Source organism: Sandaracinobacteroides sayramensis, from assembly GCF_022014495.1.
In the GTDB taxonomy this organism is placed as follows: Bacteria; Pseudomonadota; Alphaproteobacteria; order Sphingomonadales; family Sphingomonadaceae; genus Sandaracinobacteroides; species Sandaracinobacteroides sayramense.
The window spans coordinates 1-18,743 of sequence record NZ_JAKLSQ010000023.1 but is presented as its reverse complement, the minus strand read 5'-3'; the positions used below and the strand labels follow the sequence as shown (position 1 = coordinate 18,743).

Genomic DNA, 18,743 nt, shown 5'->3' with positions numbered 1-18,743 from the left:
GCATCACGGTCAATCGGTAAGGAAGTATCCAGTGACGAACATGGCGTCATCCGAATGTGAAGGAAAACGCCTCGACGCCAGCGTCAAAGAAACGAATCTCGAACGTCCTGTCCCGCACCTCATCTGCTTGGCGGATGAGTTGATAGAGCCTCGGCGCCGTGACCCTGCCATTGCCTTCGGCGTCAATATCCGTGCCGTGATCGCGGCCCGGCGCACGACCATCAATCATCACTTGAAAGCGGATTGGCCTACCATCCTCCGCCGGCCCCAGCACGACATGCACGTCGCGGGCGCTGAACCTGTAGGTGATGGCGCCGCCGGGCTGATTGAGCGTGGCGTGTTCGCTGCCGACAGTCCAGTTGCCGCTGAGACCCCACTGATTCAGGCGCGGATTCCCGACCGTGTAATCCTGCGGCCTGTCCGCCGCCACCCTTTCCGGGGAGACGAAGTTCGATGCGCGGGAAAAGCCGATATAGGTTTCGCCCGAACGCAACCGGCGGAGATCAGGCGGCGCCTCTGCGCCCCGCGCATCGGGCGTCACCAAGGTCACGTCTTCGCGGCGGGCGCCAGCCGCTTCGGCAAGCAGTTCCTGGATCACGCGCTCCGAGCGCTCATATCCGCCTTCGCCGAAATGCTCGTGCCTGATCCGGCCCTGAGCGTCGATGAAGTAGTGCGCCGGCCAGAAGCGGTTCCGAAAGGCGCGCCAAATCCGGTAATCGTTATCGACGGCGACGGGATAGGTGATCTCCCGATCACGCACCGCGCGGCGGACATTCCCGATCCGCTTCTCGAAGGCGAACTCCGGCGCATGAACGCCGATGACCACAAGCCCCTGATCCGCATATCTTTCCGCCCACGCTCGGACATAGGGAATGGTTCTGGTGCAGTTGATGCAGGAATAGGTCCAGAAATCGACGAGCACGACCTTCCCGCGAAGTTGCTCCACGGTGAGCGGCTCGGAGTTGATCCACGCCACCGCGCCCTCAAGCGAAGGAATATGCCCGCGGATCGGCAGGGAGCTTCGATAACTGTTCGCCTGCGCCTGGGCGACCAGCGTGACGGCATCCGAGCCTATTCCCGACGCCACGGCTTGCGCCTCCGCGTCGCCGATCGTGCTGAGAAGCCGCTGCTCGATGCTTGTGGTGCTTGAATAGGAGAGCCGGGCGAGCAATCCCGTGTCGAGGCCGAGGGCGATCATCGCGACACCAGCGACCACCGCCACGCCAAGGCCCTGACGAATGCGTTCACCCGCGCCGAGCGACCGCTTCAACGCCGCAAACACCTTGCCACCTGCCATAACCGCCAGAGCGAGTGAAAACGCGGCGCCGACCGCATAGGCGGCGAGCAACAGGGTCGTTTGCACATTGGCGCCGTTGAGCGCTGCGCCCGTCAGAACCAGGCCGAGAATCGGCCCGGCGCAGGGCGTCCAGAGCAGACCCGTTGCAACGCCGAGCAGAAGCGATCCGCCGAACCCGTGTTGTTCTCCGTCGGTGCGGCGCGCCAGTCTGTCGCCCAGCGCCACCGCAGGGCGACTGAAGAAAGCAGCAATCCTTGGAGAGAGCAGGGCGATGCCGAAGGCCGCGAGCAGGACCAGCGCCGCAAACCGGCCGATCTCATTGGCCTGCACGGCCCATGCGCCGCCCACTGCTGTAAGAGAGGCGACGAGAGCGAAGGTTGTCACCAAGCCGAGCAGCATGGGCAACACGCTTCGCGTGAAGGGCTGTCCAGCGCGCGTGAACACGAAGGGTAGCACCGGCAGGATGCAGGGGCTTAGAATCGTAAGCACACCGGCCAGAAAAGCGATTGCGATCATCATGTCCTCCTTGGGACGGCGGATCGACGGGTTGGATCAACCGAATGCGCGACGTCGCCGGGGCGAGAAAACGCGCATCTCATGCGTCGACGCTCTTCCAGTTCACGCGCGATCCTTCAAAGAAGGTCTGGATTTCCCGCGACGCGGCATCGGGACGTTCATAGTTCACGAAATGGCCGCCATCCTCGCAGAAGCTCAGATCGAAATCCGAAAAGAACTCATCGAGCCTGTCCGTCCATTCGGCCTTGATGCTCGGATCGAGACGTCCCCAGAAGAACTTCGTGGGCGTGCGAATGACGGGCACGGCCGACGCGCGTCCCTGTATGGTGGCCTGGCGTCCGGGATTGGTGGAGATATACCAGTTGAAGCCGCCCTGGAGATTATGCGGGCGCATGAAATTATCGACCCACTGTTCGACCACGACGTCGAAAGCAGCGGGATTCCCGGCCGACCAAGCCTTGAGGAAATGGCCGATATAGTGTCGGCAGGCTTCGCGGGATGATCCAACCAGCTTCGCGGCGAAGGGTTGCTGGTTGAAATACTGATACCAGGTCTGGAGCAGATGCGGAGCATCCGCCCATCGGTTGCCGATCCCGTTATAGGGACAGTTGAAAAAGAACAGACCCGACAGGCGTTCCGGGTGCTGCCGCGCAAAGGTCTGCGCCACATAGGCGCCGACATCGTGAGACACGATTCCGAATGTCTTCAGACCGAGGCGATCAGCAAACGCCAGTAAGTCGGCAGCCAGAATATCGGGGCCGCAATTGGCGGCTGGCTCGTCCCCGGCAGGCTTGTCGCTCTTACCGAAATTGCGGAGATCAGGGGCGATCAGGTCGAAACGTCCCCTCAGACGATCCATGACCGGGCGCCATTCCTCGCTATAGGCGGGCCAGCCATGCAAAAGCACGATGGGAGGTCGCGTCGCGCGATAGCGAAGATAGTGGACGCGAATCCCGTTGACGGAAACATAGTTTCCATCCGTCTCTTCCGCGGTATTTTCCTGTGCGATTGCAGAGCTGGTCGCGACTGGCAATGTTGCCGCGAGCATTCCCGAGAGCATTAATCTTCGGTCGAGTGTCATTTCGTCTTGCATTGGTCATCTCCAAAATTGAGGCCAGTCGGATGTGGACATCATGCCAATCGTCGGATCGCCTCGGATGACCAGCAGAACCAGCACGTCGCCTCGACTTCACCTGCGAAGCCCGCGACAGCGTCTGTCATTTACGATTGCAATGGAAACAATGTTTTGTGACCATATTCATTATAAAATGAACTGAATTGCCCTATCTGAGGGCCACTTATCTTGTCGGTTTGGCTTCGGCGATGAACTGGCCGAACCACATGAAAACTTCGGCGAAGCGTGCGCCTCTGTTGTCCACGTTTTCAGGCCGGTGGATGTCGATTGCACAACATAGAACGCCAGACCCCGCAACGCCGTCCATGTCGGACAAGAGCGATGAAGCCATGTAGCTACATGATATTGTCAGTGATGCGCATATGTGGTAACGTAGCCACATTGGAGGATTGTATGATGGTCACCACGGTCAGCAGCCGGGATTTCAATTCAGATGTCGGTGGCGCCAAGAAGGCGGCGGCGCACGGTCCTGTCTTTATCACCGACCGAGGCAAGCCCGCTCACGTCCTCCTGTCCATCGAGGAATACAAACGGCTGCGAGGTGTCCGCAAGATGAGCCTGCTGGAATCGCTCACGCCAAGCCGTGGTGCCGATGAGATGGATGACGAATTCGAGTTCCCCAAGCTCGGCAGCATCACCCGGTTGCCGGACTTCGATTGATGCACCTGCTCGATACCAATGTGATCTCGGTTTTCCGCCGGATCGACAAAGCGCCCGCGCAGGTCATCGAATGGGCTGCATCGGTGGATGCCGAGGACTTCTATCTGTCGGTCATAACCATCCTTGAGATAGAGCAGGGCATTCTTCTCAAGGCTCGCCATGATGAACATCAGGCTGCGCTTTACCGAGACTGGCTCACCAATGACATCTTACCGCGCTATGAGGACAGGATATTGGCGGTCGATCTGCCCGTGGCTCGCCGTTGCGCCCAGCTTCATGTGCCCGACCCAAAATCCGAGCGTGATGCCTTGATAGCCGCCACCGCACTCGTGCATGGAATGACGCTCGTGACGCGTAATGAAGCAGACTTCAAGGCGACCGGCGTTCCGCTGATCAATCCTTGGCTCTACGGTGGGCGCTGACCTCTCTGAAAATAGTTGATGCGAGGCACCATCACGCGGCCGCGCGTATCAACTGAGCGTGTGGCAGCGTGTCATTCAAAGAACGGATAATCTCCATCACCTTCGCCGGCAGATCGCCATTCCAGGCTAAGGCTGGTCCCGGATTGGAGCCTGCAATCATTTTCGCTTGCTTGTGACGCAAGCGAAGATTTGATCGCCCTCCCGCAACCATTTCTGTCATGAAATCTGGAAACCGAAGCCTGACCAAGCCGTTGGGCATTTCCGATCATTCTGGATCGTATCTGCGCGAGGCGAAGTGGTCTGCGCGTTCGGCTGGCTGGAAGTTGCTGGCCAGTTGCCGATGATTCCGTAAACTGCTGACGGTTCGCGCTCCCGCTTTGCGGAGCACTGCGCTGAGCCGAGGGTGCGCCCTTTTGATTGGATCGAAGTCGGAACCGTGGGGCGGCGGGAAGCATAGGTTGCGCCCGCGGCCACGTTTCTTTCGCATATTAAGCCGCGTCTCCGCTTTGGCGATACGCGCTTCATTGTGACGCAGGGCGGCTGCCTCAGCCGGCTTTGAACAGGTTCTCGGTCATGAAATCCACGAAGACGCGGAGCTTGGGCGAGAGATGCCGGCTCGACGGCCAGAGGATGCGGAACGTGCCGCTGTGCCTGACCGCATCGTCGAGCACGCTCACCAGCGATCCCCTGGCAAGCTGGTCGCGGATGGCGAAGTCCGGCAGGCAGGCAAGGCCGAGCCCCTGTTCGGCCAGATAGATCAGCGGCTCGATGGCGCTGGCGACGGCGGCGGTCGGAATGTTGACGGGCGTGGCGTTGCCCTTGCCGTGTAGCGGCCAGTCCTCGATCTTGCCTGTGCTCGGATAGAGATGGCGCAGGCCGCGATGCCCTGACAGATCGGCCGGCGTCTTCGGTGTGCCATGCTCGGCGAAATAGGCCGGCGAGCCGACGAGCTTGTGGCGGAACGTGCCGAGCGTGCGGGTCATCAGTCGGGAGTCGCTGGCCTCGCCCGTGCGCACCACGGCGTCGAAGCCTTCCTCGATCACCTCCACCAGCCGGTCGGTGAAATCCAGATCGAGTTCGATTTCGGGCCATGCCCGCATGAAGGCGGCGAGCGTCGGCATCATCAGCATGCCGACCAGCGGCAGGCTCACCCGCAGTTTGCCGCGCGGTGCGCCACGGGTCTGCGATAGTTCCAGTTCGGCCGCCTCGATCTCGCAGAAGATGCGCCGGCAGCGTTCGAGGAACAGCGCGCCCTCCGGCGTCAACGTGACCGTGCGCGTCGAGCGGTGGAAAAGGCGCACACCGAGCCGTTCTTCCAGCCGCGCCACCGCCTTGCTGATCGCCGACGACGAGACGCCCAACTTCTGCCCGGCAGCGGTGAAGCTGCGCGTTTCCGCCGCCTGCACGAAGGCGTTGAGCGATCCGAGGCTATCCATTGGCACGGCTCCATTGCTGATAGATAGGTCAGAAGTCTTTTGAACTGTAGCCTGGTTCTCCACAAACGGGAACACGCCTAGCTTCTGGACAATGCCGTTATCGGCGGATCGCGCCGGTCTTTCCCGATCGCCTCATCCGTCGGCGGCTTTTCAGACAAAGGCTCAGGCGGACCAATGACCACGACGACCAGCAGCGACACGACTCCCCTTGAGCAGGCCGATGTGCCTTCGGCCGCAGACAGCCGGCTTCCGCTGGCCGCGCTGCTGGCGCTGGCCATGGCCGCCTTCATCACCATCCTGACCGAAGCCCTGCCGGCGGGATTGCTGCCGCAGATGGCCGAAAGCCTTGCGGTCTCCGAGGCGCTGGTCGGCCAGCTCGTCACCATCTACGCGGTCGGATCGCTGGTCGCGGCCATTCCGCTGACGAGCGCCACGCAAGGGTGGCGGCGCCGGCCGCTGCTGCTCATCGCCATCGGCGGCTTCGCCATCGTCAACATGGTGACGGCGATTTCCGATAGCTATGCGGTCACGCTGGTCGCGCGCTTCTTCGCAGGCGNACGCTGGTCGCGCGCTTCTTCGCAGGCGTGTTCGCCGGGCTGCTTTGGGCGCTGGTCGCCGGCTATGCCGCGCGCATGGTGCCCGAGCATTTGAAGGGCCGCGCCATCGCCATTGCCATGGTAGGCACCCCTTTGGCGCTCTCGCTCGGCATTCCGGCCGGCACCTTCCTCGGCGCGGCCTTCGGCTGGCGCTTGACCTTCGGCCTCATGAGCGCGCTGACCGTCATCCTCGTCTTCTGGGTGCTCGCCAAGGTGCCGGACTTCCCTGGACAGGCGCGCGGCAAGGGCTTTGCGCTTCGCGCGGTCTTCGCCCTGCCGGGCATCCGGCCGGTGCTGTTCGTCACGCTTGCCTATGTGCTCGCCCACAACATCCTCTACACCTACATCGCGCCGTTCCTCGTTCCGGCCGGCCTTGCGGAGCGCATCGACCTTGTGCTGCTCGTCTTCGGCGTCGCGGCGCTTTTCGGCATCTGGATCGTCGGCGCGCTGATCGACCGATGGCTGCGCGAACTGATGTTGATCAGCACGGCGCTGTTCGGCCTGGCGGCGCTGGCGCTCGGCCTCGCCGGCACCGTGCCGGCCGTCGTCTATGCGTCCGTCGCCCTATGGGGGCTGGCCTTCGGCGGGGCGGCGACGCTGTTCCAGACCGCATCGGCCAAGACGGCCGGCGAGGCGACCGACGTGGCGCAGTCCATGATCGTCACCGTCTGGAACATCGCCATCGCCGGTGGTGGCATCATTGGCGGTATCCTGCTCGAAACCTTCGGCGTCGCCGCCTTTCCGTGGAGCATGCTGGCGCTGCTGGTCGCCGCGCTGGCAGTCGCATGGGCCGCTCGTGGGCACGGTTTCACGCCGGTCCGCCGCCCCTGACCTGGGCGCTGCTGGCACGATCCCGCTGGGCTGTGCACGGGTGTGCCACTCTTCATTGTCATTGCCTTGGGGGGCGTGAAGCGGTTGGAACTCTGGTCAGCGGCTGACTGCCCCCAGTGCCTGTCGATCCGGGCTTGGTCCGGGGCGAGCCTGATTCTCAACCCCTTGACCCTTGGAAAAGCTGGACCCCGGGTCAAGCCCGGGGTGACGAGGGGTGTGGGTTCGATTGAACTGGCCTGCTATCGGCCACAAAAAAGGGGGCCGGTTGGCCCCCTTTTTCCGTATCAGTCGTCGTTGCCGGTCAGGAACGCCGGAAGGCCGGTGTCGCCTTCGGGCTCGGCCTCGCGTTCCCGGCGCGGGCCGCGATCCCGGCCGCCGTCGCGGCGGGGGCCCCGGTCACGTCCGCCGTCGCGGCCACCATCCCGGCCGCCTTCGCGGCGGGGGCGGTCGCCGCCTTCACGCGGTTCGCGCGGCGGGCGGCTGTCGGGCAGTTCCTCGCCGGTTTCCTGATCGACGAGGCGCATGGAGAGCTTCACCTTGCCGCGATCGTCGACGCCGATCACCTTCACCTTCACCTGCTGGCCTTCGGTGAGAACGTCGGAGACCTTCTGCACGCGCTCGTTCTGGATTTCCGAGATGTGGACGAGGCCGTCCTTCGCGCCCAGGAAGTTCACGAAGGCGCCGAATTCCGGCATGCCGACGACCTTGCCCGAGTAGATCTTGCCCACTTCCGGCTCGGCGATGATGCCGATGATCCACTGGCGGGCGGCCTCGATCTTGTCGAGGTCGCTGCTGGCGATCTTCACCGTGCCGTCGTCCTCGATGTCCACCTTGGCGCCGGTTGTGGCGACGATCTCGCGGATCACCTTGCCGCCGGTGCCGATGATGTCGCGGATCTTGTCCTTGGGCACGCTCATCGTCTCGATGCGCGGGGCGTGGGCCGACATTTCGGTGCGGGTCTCGGTGATGGCCTTGGCCATTTCGCCGAGGATGTGGGCGCGGCCGTCCTTGGCCTGCGCCAGCGCGACCTTCATGATCTCCTCGGTGATGCCGGCGATCTTGATGTCCATCTGCAGGCTGGTGATGCCTTCCGAGGTGCCGGCCACCTTGAAGTCCATGTCGCCCAGATGATCCTCGTCACCCAGAATGTCGGACAGGACCGCGAAGTCCTTGCCTTCCAGGATCAGGCCCATGGCGATGCCGGCCACCGGACGCTTCAGCGGCACGCCCGCGTCCATCAGCGCCAGCGAGCCGCCGCAGACCGTCGCCATCGACGAGGAGCCGTTCGACTCGGTGATGTCGGAGAGCAGGCGGATCGTGTAGGGGAATTCCTCCTTCGTCGGCAGCATCGGGTGCAGCGCGCGCCAGGCGAGCTTGCCATGGCCGATCTCGCGGCGGCCCGGCGCGCCGAAGCGGCCCACTTCGCCCACCGAATAGGGGGGGAAGTTGTAGTGCAGCATGAAGCGCTCATACTTCAGCCCGTCGAGGCCGTCGATCATCTGCTCGGAATCGGCGGTGCCCAGCGTCGTCGAGACGATGGCCTGGGTTTCGCCGCGGGTGAACAGCGCCGAGCCGTGCGTGCGGGGCAGGAAGCCCACTTCGCCGAGGATCGGGCGGACCGTCTTCGTGTCGCGGCCGTCGATGCGCTGGCCGTGCTTCAGGATGGCGCCGCGGACGATCTCGCCTTCCAGCTTCTTGAAGAGCTTGCCGGCCTTCTGCTGCGTGGCGGCGTCGGCTTCGGCGTAGAGCGGCTTCGCCTTCGCCTTGGCGTCGGAAAGGGCGGCGACGCGCGCGGCCTTCTGCGTGATCCTGTAGGCGGCCTCGATATCGGCGCCGACTTCGCGGCGGATGTTGGCGAGCATGTCCGAATCGTCGGCGATCTTCAGCTCCCACGGCTCCTTCGCCGCCTTTTCGGCGAGGCCGATGATCGCCTGGATAACCGGCTGGATCGACTTGTGGGCGAACATCACCGCGCCCAGCATCTCGTCTTCCGAAAGCTCCTGCGCTTCGGATTCCACCATCATCACCGCGTCATGGGTGCCGGCGACGACGAGGTCGAGGCGGCCTTCCTTCAGCTGCTCCTTGGTGGGGTTCAACTGATATTCGCCGTCCTGGAAGCCGACGCGGGCGCCGCCGATCGGCCCCATGAAGGGCACGCCCGAAAGCGTGAGCGCGGCGGACGCGGCGATCATCGCCACGATGTCGGCCTCATTCTCGCCGTCGTAGCTCAGCACCTGGGCGATGACGTTGATCTCGTTGTAGAAGCCTTCGGGGAACAGCGGCCGCACCGGGCGGTCGATCAGGCGGCTGGTCAGCGTCTCATGCTCGGTGGCGCCGCGCTCGCGCTTGAAGAAGCCGCCCGGGATGCGGCCGGCGGCCGAGAATTTTTCCTGATAGTGAACGGTCAGCGGGAAGAAGTCCTGCCCTTCCTTCACCGACTTGGCGGCGGTCACGGCGCACAGCACGACGGTTTCGCCATAGGTGGCGAGAACGGCGCCGTCCGCCTGGCGGGCGACGCGGCCGGTTTCGAGGGTCAGCGTGCGGCCGCCCCATTCGATCGATTGTTTGGCGATATTGAACATCAGATACACTCTCCATGCCTCTGAGCCCATATGCCAGAGGCGTTCCAACGATGAGGCGGAAGCCTCGCTCGCGAATTGCCCCGGAACGGGGCGGCGCCGCGCGCGCCTCCCGGATTCGCCGGGCCGAGATGGAAGAAAGGGCGCCCTTTCGGGGCGCCCTCCCGGGATTATTTGCGGAGGCCCAGCTTGGCGATCAGAGCCTGGTAGCGGGCTTCGTCCTTGCGCTTCAGATAATCCAGAAGCGAGCGGCGCTTGTTGACGAGCATCAGCAGGCCGCGGCGCGAGTGGTTGTCCTTCGCGTGGGTCTTGAAGTGCTCGGTGAGATTGACGATGCGCTCGGTGAGGATGGCCACCTGGACTTCAGGGCTGCCAGTGTCCCCGCTGGCGCGGGCATTGTCGGCGATGAGCGCGGTCTTGCGCTCGGCAGTGATCGACATCGGGTTTCTCCTACGGCAGGTTGAATCCCCGGAGGACTTTCACATCCTCGTTCGAAAGCTCGACCAGCGCCACCGGAACAGACCCGCGGGTGGCGATATATTGGCCGGGGCTCTCATGGGGCCGGTGGAGGCGTTTGCCCTGCTTCAGGGCGGCTGCCTCGTCCGGGTCGACTGCCAGGGCCGGGATGTCGTCCAGTCCGGCAGTCAGCGGCAAAAGGGCCTGTTCAGGCGCCGGCCCTTGCACCAGTTCCACGCATTTGTCCAGCGAAAGCGCCTGTTCGAGGCCGAACGGCCCCGCCGCCGTGCGCCGGAGGAACGCGACATGGCCGACCGTGCCCAGCGCCAGCGCCAGATCGCGCGCCAGGCTGCGGACATAGGTGCCCTTCGAGCAATGCACGTCGAAAGTGGCGCTTTCGGCCGTCGCTTGCACCAGTTGCAGCGAATGGATGCGGATTTCGCGTTCCGCCAGTTCCACGGCCTCGCCCGCGCGGGCGCGGGCATAGGCGCGCTCGCCATCCACTTTCAGCGCCGAATAGGCCGGCGGGCGCTGGCGGACGGGGCCGGTGAAGGCCGGAAGCGCGGCGCGAATCGCCGCCTCGTCCGGGCGGACGGCGCTGGTCGCCACCACTTCGCCTTCGGCGTCGTCGGTGCTGGTCGCCGTGCCGAAGCGGAGCGTGAAGCGATAGGATTTCGGACCGTTCAGCAGATAGCCCGTCAGCTTCGTCGCCTCGCCCAGGGCAATCGGCAGCACGCCGGACGCCAGCGGGTCCAGCGTGCCGCCGTGGCCGATCTTCACCTTGCCATGGCCGCCTTGCCGCAGCGCCCATTTCAGCTTGCCGACGACCTGCGCGCTGGTGGGGCCGACCGGCTTGTCGACCACCAGCCAGCCGTTCAGTCCCGTCATTTGCCGCCGGTGCGCACCAGCTTCAGCTCGATCGGGGAGGGGGCCGCCGAACCGTCGTTCGGGATCGGGTTCGCCGTGTCGGTGATGTACATCAGCTCACCCTTGGCGGTTTCGATCCGCGCCTGCAGGCGAGGCGAGGCTGGATGCTGCGTGCGGGCCACGTCGTAGTGGACGAGGTAATGCAGCGGCACTTGGTTGCCCGTCGTCTCGATCTGGAACGAGCCCAGCTCCACGGCGGGGGCGTCGGCGCGGGCGGCGTCCACCAGCAGCACCTTGGCGCGGGTTCCGGCCGGCAGCGCCATGCGGTCGAGCTTGACGAGCGTGCCCCAGACCGCGCCGGCTTCCGGCACGGCGGGCAGGCGGTGGCAGCTTTGCTCGGCGACGTTCTTGCCCCGGCGCAGCTTTGCCTTGTCCCCGTCGATCTCGACCGAATCGGAGCCGGTCACGAATCGCGCCGGCGTGTAGCCGACCTGTTCCTGCAGCGTGAACACCTCGCCGCCGCGAATGGCGCGGAGGATCCCGGCCGGCTGGTCATGCTCGATGGAAACCAGCTGTCCGTCGCCGCAGATGAAATTCTGCGCGTCCCTGAGCGGCAGCACCGGCTTCTGGCCGCCGGGGCTGGCTTCCGGCGGAACGAAAGCGGGCGCCGTCTGGGCCGGCTCGGCCACGGCGGGCGTCTGCGGCGCCGGCTGGGCTTCGACAGGCGGGCTTCCGGCGCAGGCGGCGGTCGCCGCCAGAAGAACTGCAAAAATGACGGGCTTCAATGGGCTGCTCCCCAGTTGGGCCCCGTCCCGACTTCCACCCCCAGCGGAACGCTGAGGCGGAGCGCCGGGGCGGCGGCGGATTCCATGACGCTTCTGATCGTTTCGGTGGCCTTCGACACTTCCGCGTGCGGAACTTCGAACACCAGTTCATCGTGCACCTGCAACAGCATCCGCGTGCCCGTCAAGCCGGCCGCGGCCAGCGCCGGCTCCATGCGGATCATCGCCCGCTTGATGATGTCGGCCGCCGTGCCCTGGACCGGCGCGTTGATGGCCGCGCGCTCGGCGCCGGCGCGTTCGGACTGCACCTTGGAGCGGATGCCCGGCACATGCACGCGGCGGCCGAACAGCGTGGTGACGAAGGCGTCCTCCTTCACCTTGGCGACCGTCTCCGCCATGTAGCGGCGGATTCCGGAATAATGGTCGAGATAGCGCTCGATGAACTCCGCCGCTTCCGCCCGCGAAATGCCCAGCCGCTGGGCGAGGCCAAAGGCGGATATGCCGTAGATGATGGAGAAGTTGATGGTCTTCGCCCGGCCGCGCAGCTCCCGGTCCACCGGCGCGCCGGCCGGCAGGCCGAAGATCTGCCGCGCGGTGAGAGCGTGGATGTCCTCGCCGCTGGAATAGGCGGCCTTCAGTTCCGGCACTTCGGCCATCTCCGCCATCAGCCGCAATTCGATCTGGTTGTAGTCGGCCGACAGGATCACATGCCCTTCCGGCGCCACGAAGGCGTCGCGGATGCGCCGGCCCATCTGCGTGCGGATGGGGATGTTCTGCAAATTGGGGTCGGTCGACGCCAGCCGCCCCGTGGAGGCGACCGCCATCGAATAGCTGGTGTGGACGCGGCCGGTGTCGGGGTTGATCTGCTGCTGCAGCGCCTCGGTGTAGGTGGAGCGGAGCTTGGAGACCTGCCGCCAGTCCAGCAGCTTCTGCGACAGATTGGCGACATCCGAGCCGGGGGCGAGCGCGGCGAGGCGTTCGAGCTCGGTCACATCTGTCGAATATTGCCCGCTCTTGCCCTTCTTGCCGCCCGGCGCGCCGAGCTTCTCGAACAATATCTCGCCGAGCTGCTTCGGGCTGCCCAGCGTGAAGGGCTGGCCGGCGATCGCATGCGCCTCGCCCTCCAGCCGCGCCATCTCGCCGGCGAATTCGGTGGACATGCGCGACAGTTCCGCCCGGTCCACCAGCACGCCGGCGCGTTCCATGCGGGCCAGCACCGGCACCAGCGGCCGGTCGCACCATTCGTGCACGCGGGTCACCCTGGAGCGCCACAGCATCGGGCGGAATTTCCGCCAGAGCCGGAGCGTCACATCGGCGTCTTCCGCGCCATAGCGGGTGGCCCGGTCGAGCGGCACGGCGGCGAAGCTGATCTCCGCCTTGCCGCTGCCCGCCACCTCCTTGAAGGCGATGGGCGTGTGGCCGAGATGGCGCCCGGAAAGCTCGTCCATCCCATGGCCGTGCAGCCCGCCGGCCAGCGCGTAGGAGAGCAGCATGGTGTCGTCGAAGGGGGCGATGCCGATTCCGAGGCGGGCCATCACCAGCATGTCGTATTTCAGATTCTGCCCGACCTTCAGCACGCCGGGGTCTTCCAGCAGCGCCTTCAGCCCCGGCAGCGCCTGGGCCGGCGAAAGCTGCGCCACCGGCTCGGCCAGCAGCCCCTCGCCCGAGACATGGCCGACCGGCACATAGCAGGCCTTGCCCGGCGCGATCGCCAGGCTGAAGCCGACGAGATCGGCGCGCATCGCGTCCAGGGCGCTGGTCTCGGTGTCGAACCCCACCACGCCTTCGTGGCGCGCGGCCTGCAGCCACCAGTCCAGCCGCTCGGGCGTGGTCACGCATTCATAGGCGTCGAGGTCGAAGGGGGCTTGCGGCTCTTCCGCCTCGGCCGGCTCCGGGCGGGCGATGGTTTCAGCCGCGGCGCGGCCCTTCTCCCCCAGCTTCGCCAGCAGCGAGCGGAAGCCATGCTTCGCCAGGAAGGCGGCCAGCCGGTCGGCGTCCTCGCCATTGTCGCTGAGCTTCAGCGACGCCAGCGGTGGCTCCAGCGGGCAGTCGCGCTTCAGCTCCACCAATATCCGGCTGAGCCGCGCCGCCTCGGCATGGTCGAGGAGATTCTGCTTCAGCTTCGGCCGCTTGATCTCGCCGACATGCGCCAGCACCTCCTCGACCGTGCCATATTGGTTGACGAGGTCGGCCGCCGTCTTCGGCCCCACGCCGGGCACGCCCGGCACATTGTCGACGCTGTCGCCCATCAGCGCCAGCACATCGGCGAGGCTGGCCGGCGGCACGCCCCATTTCTCCAGCACCTGCGCCTCGTCGAAGCGCTTGTTCTGCATCGTGTCCAGCAGCGTCAGGCCGGGGCGGATCAACTGCATCAGATCCTTGTCGGAGCTGATGATCGTCACTTCCATCCCCTGTGCCAGCGCGGCTTCGGCGTAGGAGGCGATCAGGTCGTCCGCCTCCAGCCCCGGCTTCTCGATGCAGGGCACGTTGAGTGCGTTCACCGCGTCGCGGATCAACGGGAACTGCGGCAGCAGATCCTCGGGCGGCTCCGGCCGGTTCGCCTTGTAGTCGGGGTAGAGGTCGTTCCTGAAGCTGCGCTTGCCGGCGTCCAGGATCACCGCCAGATAATCGTCCTCCGGCGATTTGCGCGCCGCCTCGATCTGGTTCCACAGCATGGAGGTGAAGCCGAACACCGCGCCGACCGGCGTCCCTTCCGGGTCCGTCAGCGGCGGCAGGCGATGGTAGGCGCGGAAGATGAAGCCCGAGCCGTCGATGAGGGTGAGATGCGGAGGCTTCGTCATGAGGCCCTAGTAGACGAGCCGGACGCCCGCGCCCAGCCCGCCGTTCACGCGCCTCAGGCCTTCTTCAGGTGGCGGCGGCCCAGCAGCTCGGCGATCTGCACGGCGTTCAGCGCCGCGCCCTTCCGGAGGTTGTCGGAAACGCACCAGAGCGTCAGGCCGTTCTCCACCGTCGGGTCTTTCCGGACGCGGCTGATGAAGGTGGCATAATCGCCGACGCATTCCACCGGGGTGACGTAGCCGCCGTCCTCGCGCTTGTCGACCAGCATCACGCCGGGCGCCTCGCGCAGGATGGATTGCGCCTTCGCGGCCGAGATCGGGCGCTCGAACTCGATGGAGACGGCTTCCGAATGGCCGACGAACACCGGCACCCGCACGCAGGTGGCCGACACCTTGATGTCAGGGGAGAGAATCTTGTTCGTCTCCACCGCCATCTTCAGCTCTTCCCTGGTGTAGCCATCGTAGCCGGTGTCGGCGCCGACGAACACGTCGATGTGCGGGATGACGTTGAAGGCGATCTGCTTGGTGAACTTCTCCACCGTCTTGTCCTCGCCGACGAACACCGAGCGCGTCTGGCTGAAGAGCTCGTCCATCCCCGCCTTCCCGGCGCCCGAGACCGACTGGTAGGTGGAGACGACCACGCGGGTGATCCCGGCCTCGTCGTGCAGCGGCTTCAGCGCCACCACCATCTGCGCCGTCGAGCAATTGGGGTTGGCGATGATGTTGCGCTTCCTGTAGCCGTCGATCGCTTCCGGGTTCACTTCCGGCACGATCAGCGGCACGTCCGGGTCCATCCGGTAGAGCGACGAATTGTCGATCACCACGCAGCCGGCTTCCGCCGCGCGGGGCGCGTGGATCTTCGTCGGGCCGGAGCCGGCGGCGAACAGAGCGATGTCCCAGCCGGCGAAGTCGAAATGCTCGATCGACTGGACTTTGAGCGTCTTGCCGCTTTCGCCGAACTCGATGATGTCGCCTTGCGAGCGCGGGCTCGCGACGGCGGCGATCTCGTCGATGGGGAATTCCCGCTCGGCGAGGATGTTCAGCATTTCGCGCCCGACATTGCCGGTGGCGCCTACGACAACGACCTTGTAACCCACTTCGCGTCTCCGCTCTCACTGCCGCCAGCCCGCGGGCCGGGAGCGGGGCGGCTTGGCCCATAGCGCGCCGGCAGTCAACGCCGGAGGGAGCGGCGGATGCGTTGTGATTTGGCACACCTTCAGTCATGACGCTGCAATGAGCGGTGCTGTAAGGGGCGGCGCGGTCAGGCACGGCAGCGGAGAAGGGTCGACATGCGCTGGTATTGGTGGATTCTCATCCTCATCGCCCTTGTCGCCCTGGCGGCGTTCTTCCTGCCGCTGAGCTTCGTGCTGCGGCAGGCGGCGCCGGGCCTGGAAGCGGAACGGGTGGAAGGCTCGATCTGGAACGGCCGGCTGCGCGGCGCCAGCTATGGCGGCATTCCGATCGGCGATGTCGATGCGGGCCTGGATTTCGGCCGGCTGCTGCAAGGCGAGGCCAATGTGCGCTTCGAGCGGCTGGGGCCGCGGCTGTCGGGCCGCGCCGGCGGCACGCTGGAGGACCGGCGGCTGGAGGGGCTGAACGGCGAACTGCCGCTGTCGATCCTGCCGCAGGGGTTCCCGCCCGTGCGCCTGCAGTTCGAGGATGTGTCGCTGCATCTGGGGCGCCGCCAGAACTGCCTTTCCGCGAGCGGGGTGGTGACGGCCTCGCTGCCCGATCTGCCCGGCCTTCGCCGCGTGCCGCCGCTCTCCACCACGCCGCGCTGCGAGGGGGACGCCCTCATCGTGCCGCTGAATGCCCCCGACCAGCGGCTGGCGCTGCATATCGGGGTGGCGCCGGGCGGGGTGTGGAAGGCGGGGCTCGGCATCCGTCTGGAAAGCCCGCTGGCCGCCGCGGCGCTGGTGGCGGCCGGATTCACCCCCACCCCGGAAGGGGTGCGGCTCGATTCGAGCGGAACCTTCGACGATCTCAGGGCCCTGGAGCAGGCGGCGCGCGGCGCGGTGCAGGCGGAAAAGCCGCAGGACGCCGGCTTGACGGCGGAGCCGCGATAGCGCCTGATGCAGGGCGAAATATGGGGCGAAGGGAGAAGGCCATGGCAAATGCGGCATTCGACGACGGCAAGGCGGCGCTGAACGAGTTTCTGGAGCAGCGCTGGTGGCTGCTGGCGCTGCGCGGCCTGTTCGGGGTGATCTTCGGCATCATCTGCTTCGCCAGCCCGGCGATCGCGGCTTTCTCGCTGCTGATCCTGTTCGGCGCCTGGTCTCTGGTGGACGGGGCGTTCGGCCTGTTCGCCAGCTATGGGCAGGCGAAGCGCGGCGAGCGCTGGGTGTGGCTGGCGGTGGAGGCCGTCGCCAACATCGTCATCGGCGTATTGGTGCTGACGATGCCGGCGCTGAGCTTCGTGGCGCTGCTGCTGGTGATCGGGATCAAGGCGCTGATCTCCGGCCTGCTGTTGCTGTTCGCCTCGGTGAAGCTGGACGGCGACCATGGGCAGGGCTTCCTGGTGGTGGCCGGCCTCGTCAACCTGGCGTTCGCCGCCCTCATCTTCCTGGCGCCGGTGCTGGGGGTGAAGATCATCGTCTGGTGGATCGGTGTCTGGTCGATCCTGTTCGGCGTGGCGCTGATCGCTCTCGGCTTCAAGCTGAAGAGCTTCGCCGGGAAAGTCGCCGCTTCCTGATATGCCGTGATGGGGCGGGGGGCGTTCAGCCCTTCGCCACATCCTCCGGCTTCACCAGCCCGCCCTGTTCCGGGCCGTAGTGCACCAGCTGCTTGATCAGCGTCTGCGCGACGACCGTCAGCGGCACGGCGAGGATCACGCCCATCGGCCCCAGGATGACTCCGGCGGCGATCAGCGAGAAGATGGTGAGGGCCGGCGGCAGCTCCGCCATGCTGGACTGCACCAGCGGCGTGACGATATTGCCCTGCACCTGCTGCACGGTGACGATGGCGATGATCGTCCACACCCCCGTTTCCGGGCTGATCGAGAAGCCGATCAGGATCGCCGGAATGGCGACGACGATGGTGCCGAGATAGGGCACGAATTCGCAGATGCCCGCGACCAGCCCGATGGCCGGCGCCGCCGGGATGCCGACGAGCGACAGCGCCACGCCGGTGAAGATGCCGACGAAGATCATGCTGACGCCCTGCGCCTTCAGCCAGCTGCTGATCGCGTCGGCGATGGCGCGCAGCGTCGCCAGCGTCTTGTGCCGGGCGTGCGGCGGGATCAGGTGCAGCATCCCTTCGCCATAGAGGCGCGGCTGGGCGGCGAGGTAGATTCCGGCTACCAGCACCACCACCATGCTGGTGGCGACCGTGCCGAGGCTGCTGAAGACGGTTTGCAGCATGGCGACGATCCGCGCGCCCTCGGGCACGAAGCTGCCGGCGCGGGCCATGATCTCCTGGCCGATGGCGTTGGTCTTCAGCCAGGTCTGCACGAAGGCCAGCGCATCCGGCAGTTGCGCGAAGAGGATCGCGAACTGTTCCGCCATCAGGCTGCCGAAGGCGACGAAGACGAAGATCAGGAAGATCGTGGGCAGGATCACCGCCAGCGCCAGCGACAGGGCGAAGGGAATCTTCAGCCGCCGCTGGATGAGGCTGGTGAACTTGTAGAAGATGAAGGCGACCAGCGCCGAGGCGAGCAGCAGCAGGATGAGGTCGGTCAGCCGCCAGAGGACGACCGCGAAGCCGATGGCGGCGGAAACCACCAATGTGCGGCGGAAGATGGTGAAATCGGTGATCGGTCCCGGCCGCTGGTCCTGCATGGCGCTCTCCTGTCGCTGTTCCCATAGCCGCGACCGCGCACTTGACCAATGGGCCGGCAGGGGCTTCAGGCGAAGAATGCAGCAGAAGCGCCCCTGGATAGGTCAGTCCCTTCGGTTCGGGCTTGTGGCGCCGCTGATCTTCCTGGTGGATTTCGGCGTGCTTTCGCTGCTGGCGACGGGCGGTGTGCCGCCGCTGTTGGGGCGGCTGGGGTCGCTGGCGGCGTCGGTCGGCGTCGGGTTTTTGTTGAACCGGGCCTTCACCTTCCGCGCATCGGGCCGGGCGAGCTTCGGCGAGTTCGGCCGCTATGTGCTGGCGGCGGCGCTGGGAATCGCGGTGAACTACGGGGTGTTCGCGCTGGCGTTGCGGGCGGGCGCGCCGCATGCGGCGGCGATCGCGGCGGGGATGCTGGCGGCGGCGCTGGTGACCTTCACGCGGTTCCGGGCGATCTTTGCGCGGTGAGGGGGGCGAGCTGTATGCGCCGATGGTCCAGCTTGGGGAGCCTCCGGCGGCCAGGGCTTCGCCCTGGACCCAGCAGGGGAATGATTCCCCTGCACCCCCGATCCTCAACCAAGCGCAAAACCAACCAACTCC

18 protein-coding genes are annotated in these 18,743 nt (G+C 65.8%); 7 read left to right on the top strand and 11 right to left on the bottom strand.

The window, feature by feature from the left end:
- Positions 1-46: 46 nt before the first annotated feature.
- A complete protein-coding gene (locus L6Q21_RS14840; protein ID WP_237831537.1) occupies positions 47-1,816 on the bottom strand; it encodes a cytochrome c biogenesis protein DipZ in 1,770 nt (589 codons plus the stop codon).
- Between the two features lie 76 nt (positions 1,817-1,892).
- The gene (locus L6Q21_RS14835) at positions 1,893-2,906 is read right to left on the bottom strand and encodes an alpha/beta fold hydrolase (protein WP_237831536.1); all 1,014 of its coding nucleotides are present in this window, start codon (positions 2,904-2,906) and stop codon (positions 1,893-1,895) included.
- Positions 2,907-3,341: 435 nt separating this feature from the next.
- Between L6Q21_RS14835 and L6Q21_RS14830 the strand changes: the two genes are divergently transcribed.
- Both L6Q21_RS14830 and L6Q21_RS14825 read left to right on the top strand, forming a co-directional pair.
- Complete coding sequence (locus L6Q21_RS14830; RefSeq protein ID WP_237831535.1) at positions 3,342-3,608, top strand: type II toxin-antitoxin system Phd/YefM family antitoxin; 267 nt, start codon at positions 3,342-3,344, stop codon at positions 3,606-3,608.
- Complete coding sequence (locus tag L6Q21_RS14825) at positions 3,608-4,030, top strand: type II toxin-antitoxin system VapC family toxin (RefSeq protein ID WP_237831534.1); 423 nt, start codon at positions 3,608-3,610, stop codon at positions 4,028-4,030. Before L6Q21_RS14830 ends, L6Q21_RS14825 begins: the two co-directional genes overlap by 1 nt.
- 31 nt (positions 4,031-4,061) lie before the next feature.
- On the opposite strand, the gene L6Q21_RS14820 is transcribed toward L6Q21_RS14825, so the two are convergent.
- Positions 4,062-4,250: a hypothetical protein gene (locus tag L6Q21_RS14820; RefSeq protein ID WP_237831533.1), complete on the bottom strand. Its 189-nt coding sequence runs from the start codon at positions 4,248-4,250 to the stop codon at positions 4,062-4,064.
- A gap of 325 nt (positions 4,251-4,575) precedes the next feature.
- Positions 4,576-5,466, bottom strand: coding sequence for a LysR family transcriptional regulator (locus tag L6Q21_RS14815; protein ID WP_237831532.1), 891 nt, complete (start codon positions 5,464-5,466; stop codon positions 4,576-4,578).
- A 174-nt stretch (positions 5,467-5,640) separates the two neighbouring features.
- Here L6Q21_RS14815 and L6Q21_RS14810 point away from each other — a divergent pair, with 174 nt between their 5' ends.
- Both L6Q21_RS14810 and L6Q21_RS14805 read left to right on the top strand, forming a co-directional pair.
- Positions 5,641-6,117, top strand: coding sequence for an MFS transporter (locus L6Q21_RS14810; RefSeq protein ID WP_237831531.1), 477 nt, complete (start codon positions 5,641-5,643; stop codon positions 6,115-6,117).
- The gene (locus L6Q21_RS14805; RefSeq protein WP_237831530.1) at positions 6,051-6,893 is read left to right on the top strand and encodes an MFS transporter; all 843 of its coding nucleotides are present in this window, start codon (positions 6,051-6,053) and stop codon (positions 6,891-6,893) included. The genes L6Q21_RS14810 and L6Q21_RS14805 overlap by 67 nt, the downstream gene beginning before the upstream one ends.
- A gap of 284 nt (positions 6,894-7,177) precedes the next feature.
- Here L6Q21_RS14805 and pnp read toward each other — a convergent pair whose 3' ends face one another.
- The 6 genes from pnp to L6Q21_RS14775 form a co-directional block, all read right to left on the bottom strand.
- Positions 7,178-9,475 carry a polyribonucleotide nucleotidyltransferase gene (pnp, locus tag L6Q21_RS14800; protein ID WP_237831529.1) on the bottom strand — a complete coding sequence of 766 codons (2,298 nt, stop codon included), beginning with the start codon at positions 9,473-9,475 and terminating at the stop codon, positions 7,178-7,180.
- A 167-nt stretch (positions 9,476-9,642) separates the two neighbouring features.
- On the bottom strand, positions 9,643-9,912 hold the full coding sequence (rpsO, locus tag L6Q21_RS14795) for a 30S ribosomal protein S15 (protein WP_237831528.1): 270 nt from the start codon (positions 9,910-9,912) through the stop codon (positions 9,643-9,645).
- 10 nt (positions 9,913-9,922) lie between these two features.
- A complete protein-coding gene (gene truB, locus L6Q21_RS14790; RefSeq protein WP_237831527.1) occupies positions 9,923-10,816 on the bottom strand; it encodes a tRNA pseudouridine(55) synthase TruB in 894 nt (297 codons plus the stop codon).
- Positions 10,813-11,580, bottom strand: coding sequence for a YbaY family lipoprotein (locus L6Q21_RS14785; protein WP_237831526.1), 768 nt, complete (start codon positions 11,578-11,580; stop codon positions 10,813-10,815). Before L6Q21_RS14785 ends, truB begins: the two co-directional genes overlap by 4 nt.
- Complete coding sequence (polA, locus tag L6Q21_RS14780) at positions 11,577-14,378, bottom strand: DNA polymerase I (protein WP_237831525.1); 2,802 nt, start codon at positions 14,376-14,378, stop codon at positions 11,577-11,579. Before polA ends, L6Q21_RS14785 begins: the two co-directional genes overlap by 4 nt.
- A 53-nt stretch (positions 14,379-14,431) precedes the next feature.
- Positions 14,432-15,472, bottom strand: a complete 1,041-nt coding sequence (locus L6Q21_RS14775; RefSeq protein WP_237831524.1) for an aspartate-semialdehyde dehydrogenase — start codon at positions 15,470-15,472, stop codon at positions 14,432-14,434.
- A 192-nt stretch (positions 15,473-15,664) separates the two neighbouring features.
- Here L6Q21_RS14775 and gspN point away from each other — a divergent pair, with 192 nt between their 5' ends.
- Positions 15,665-16,441: a type II secretion system protein N gene (gene gspN / locus L6Q21_RS14770; protein WP_237831523.1), complete on the top strand. Its 777-nt coding sequence runs from the start codon at positions 15,665-15,667 to the stop codon at positions 16,439-16,441.
- A gap of 41 nt (positions 16,442-16,482) precedes the next feature.
- A complete protein-coding gene (locus L6Q21_RS14765; protein WP_237831522.1) occupies positions 16,483-17,067 on the top strand; it encodes an HdeD family acid-resistance protein in 585 nt (194 codons plus the stop codon).
- A gap of 25 nt (positions 17,068-17,092) precedes the next feature.
- On the opposite strand, the gene L6Q21_RS14760 is transcribed toward L6Q21_RS14765, so the two are convergent.
- The gene (locus L6Q21_RS14760) at positions 17,093-18,151 is read right to left on the bottom strand and encodes an AI-2E family transporter (RefSeq protein ID WP_237831521.1); all 1,059 of its coding nucleotides are present in this window, start codon (positions 18,149-18,151) and stop codon (positions 17,093-17,095) included.
- Positions 18,152-18,227: 76 nt separating this feature from the next.
- Here L6Q21_RS14760 and L6Q21_RS14755 point away from each other — a divergent pair, with 76 nt between their 5' ends.
- Positions 18,228-18,611: a GtrA family protein gene (locus L6Q21_RS14755; RefSeq protein WP_237831520.1), complete on the top strand. Its 384-nt coding sequence runs from the start codon at positions 18,228-18,230 to the stop codon at positions 18,609-18,611.
- Positions 18,612-18,743: the final 132 nt, after the last annotated feature.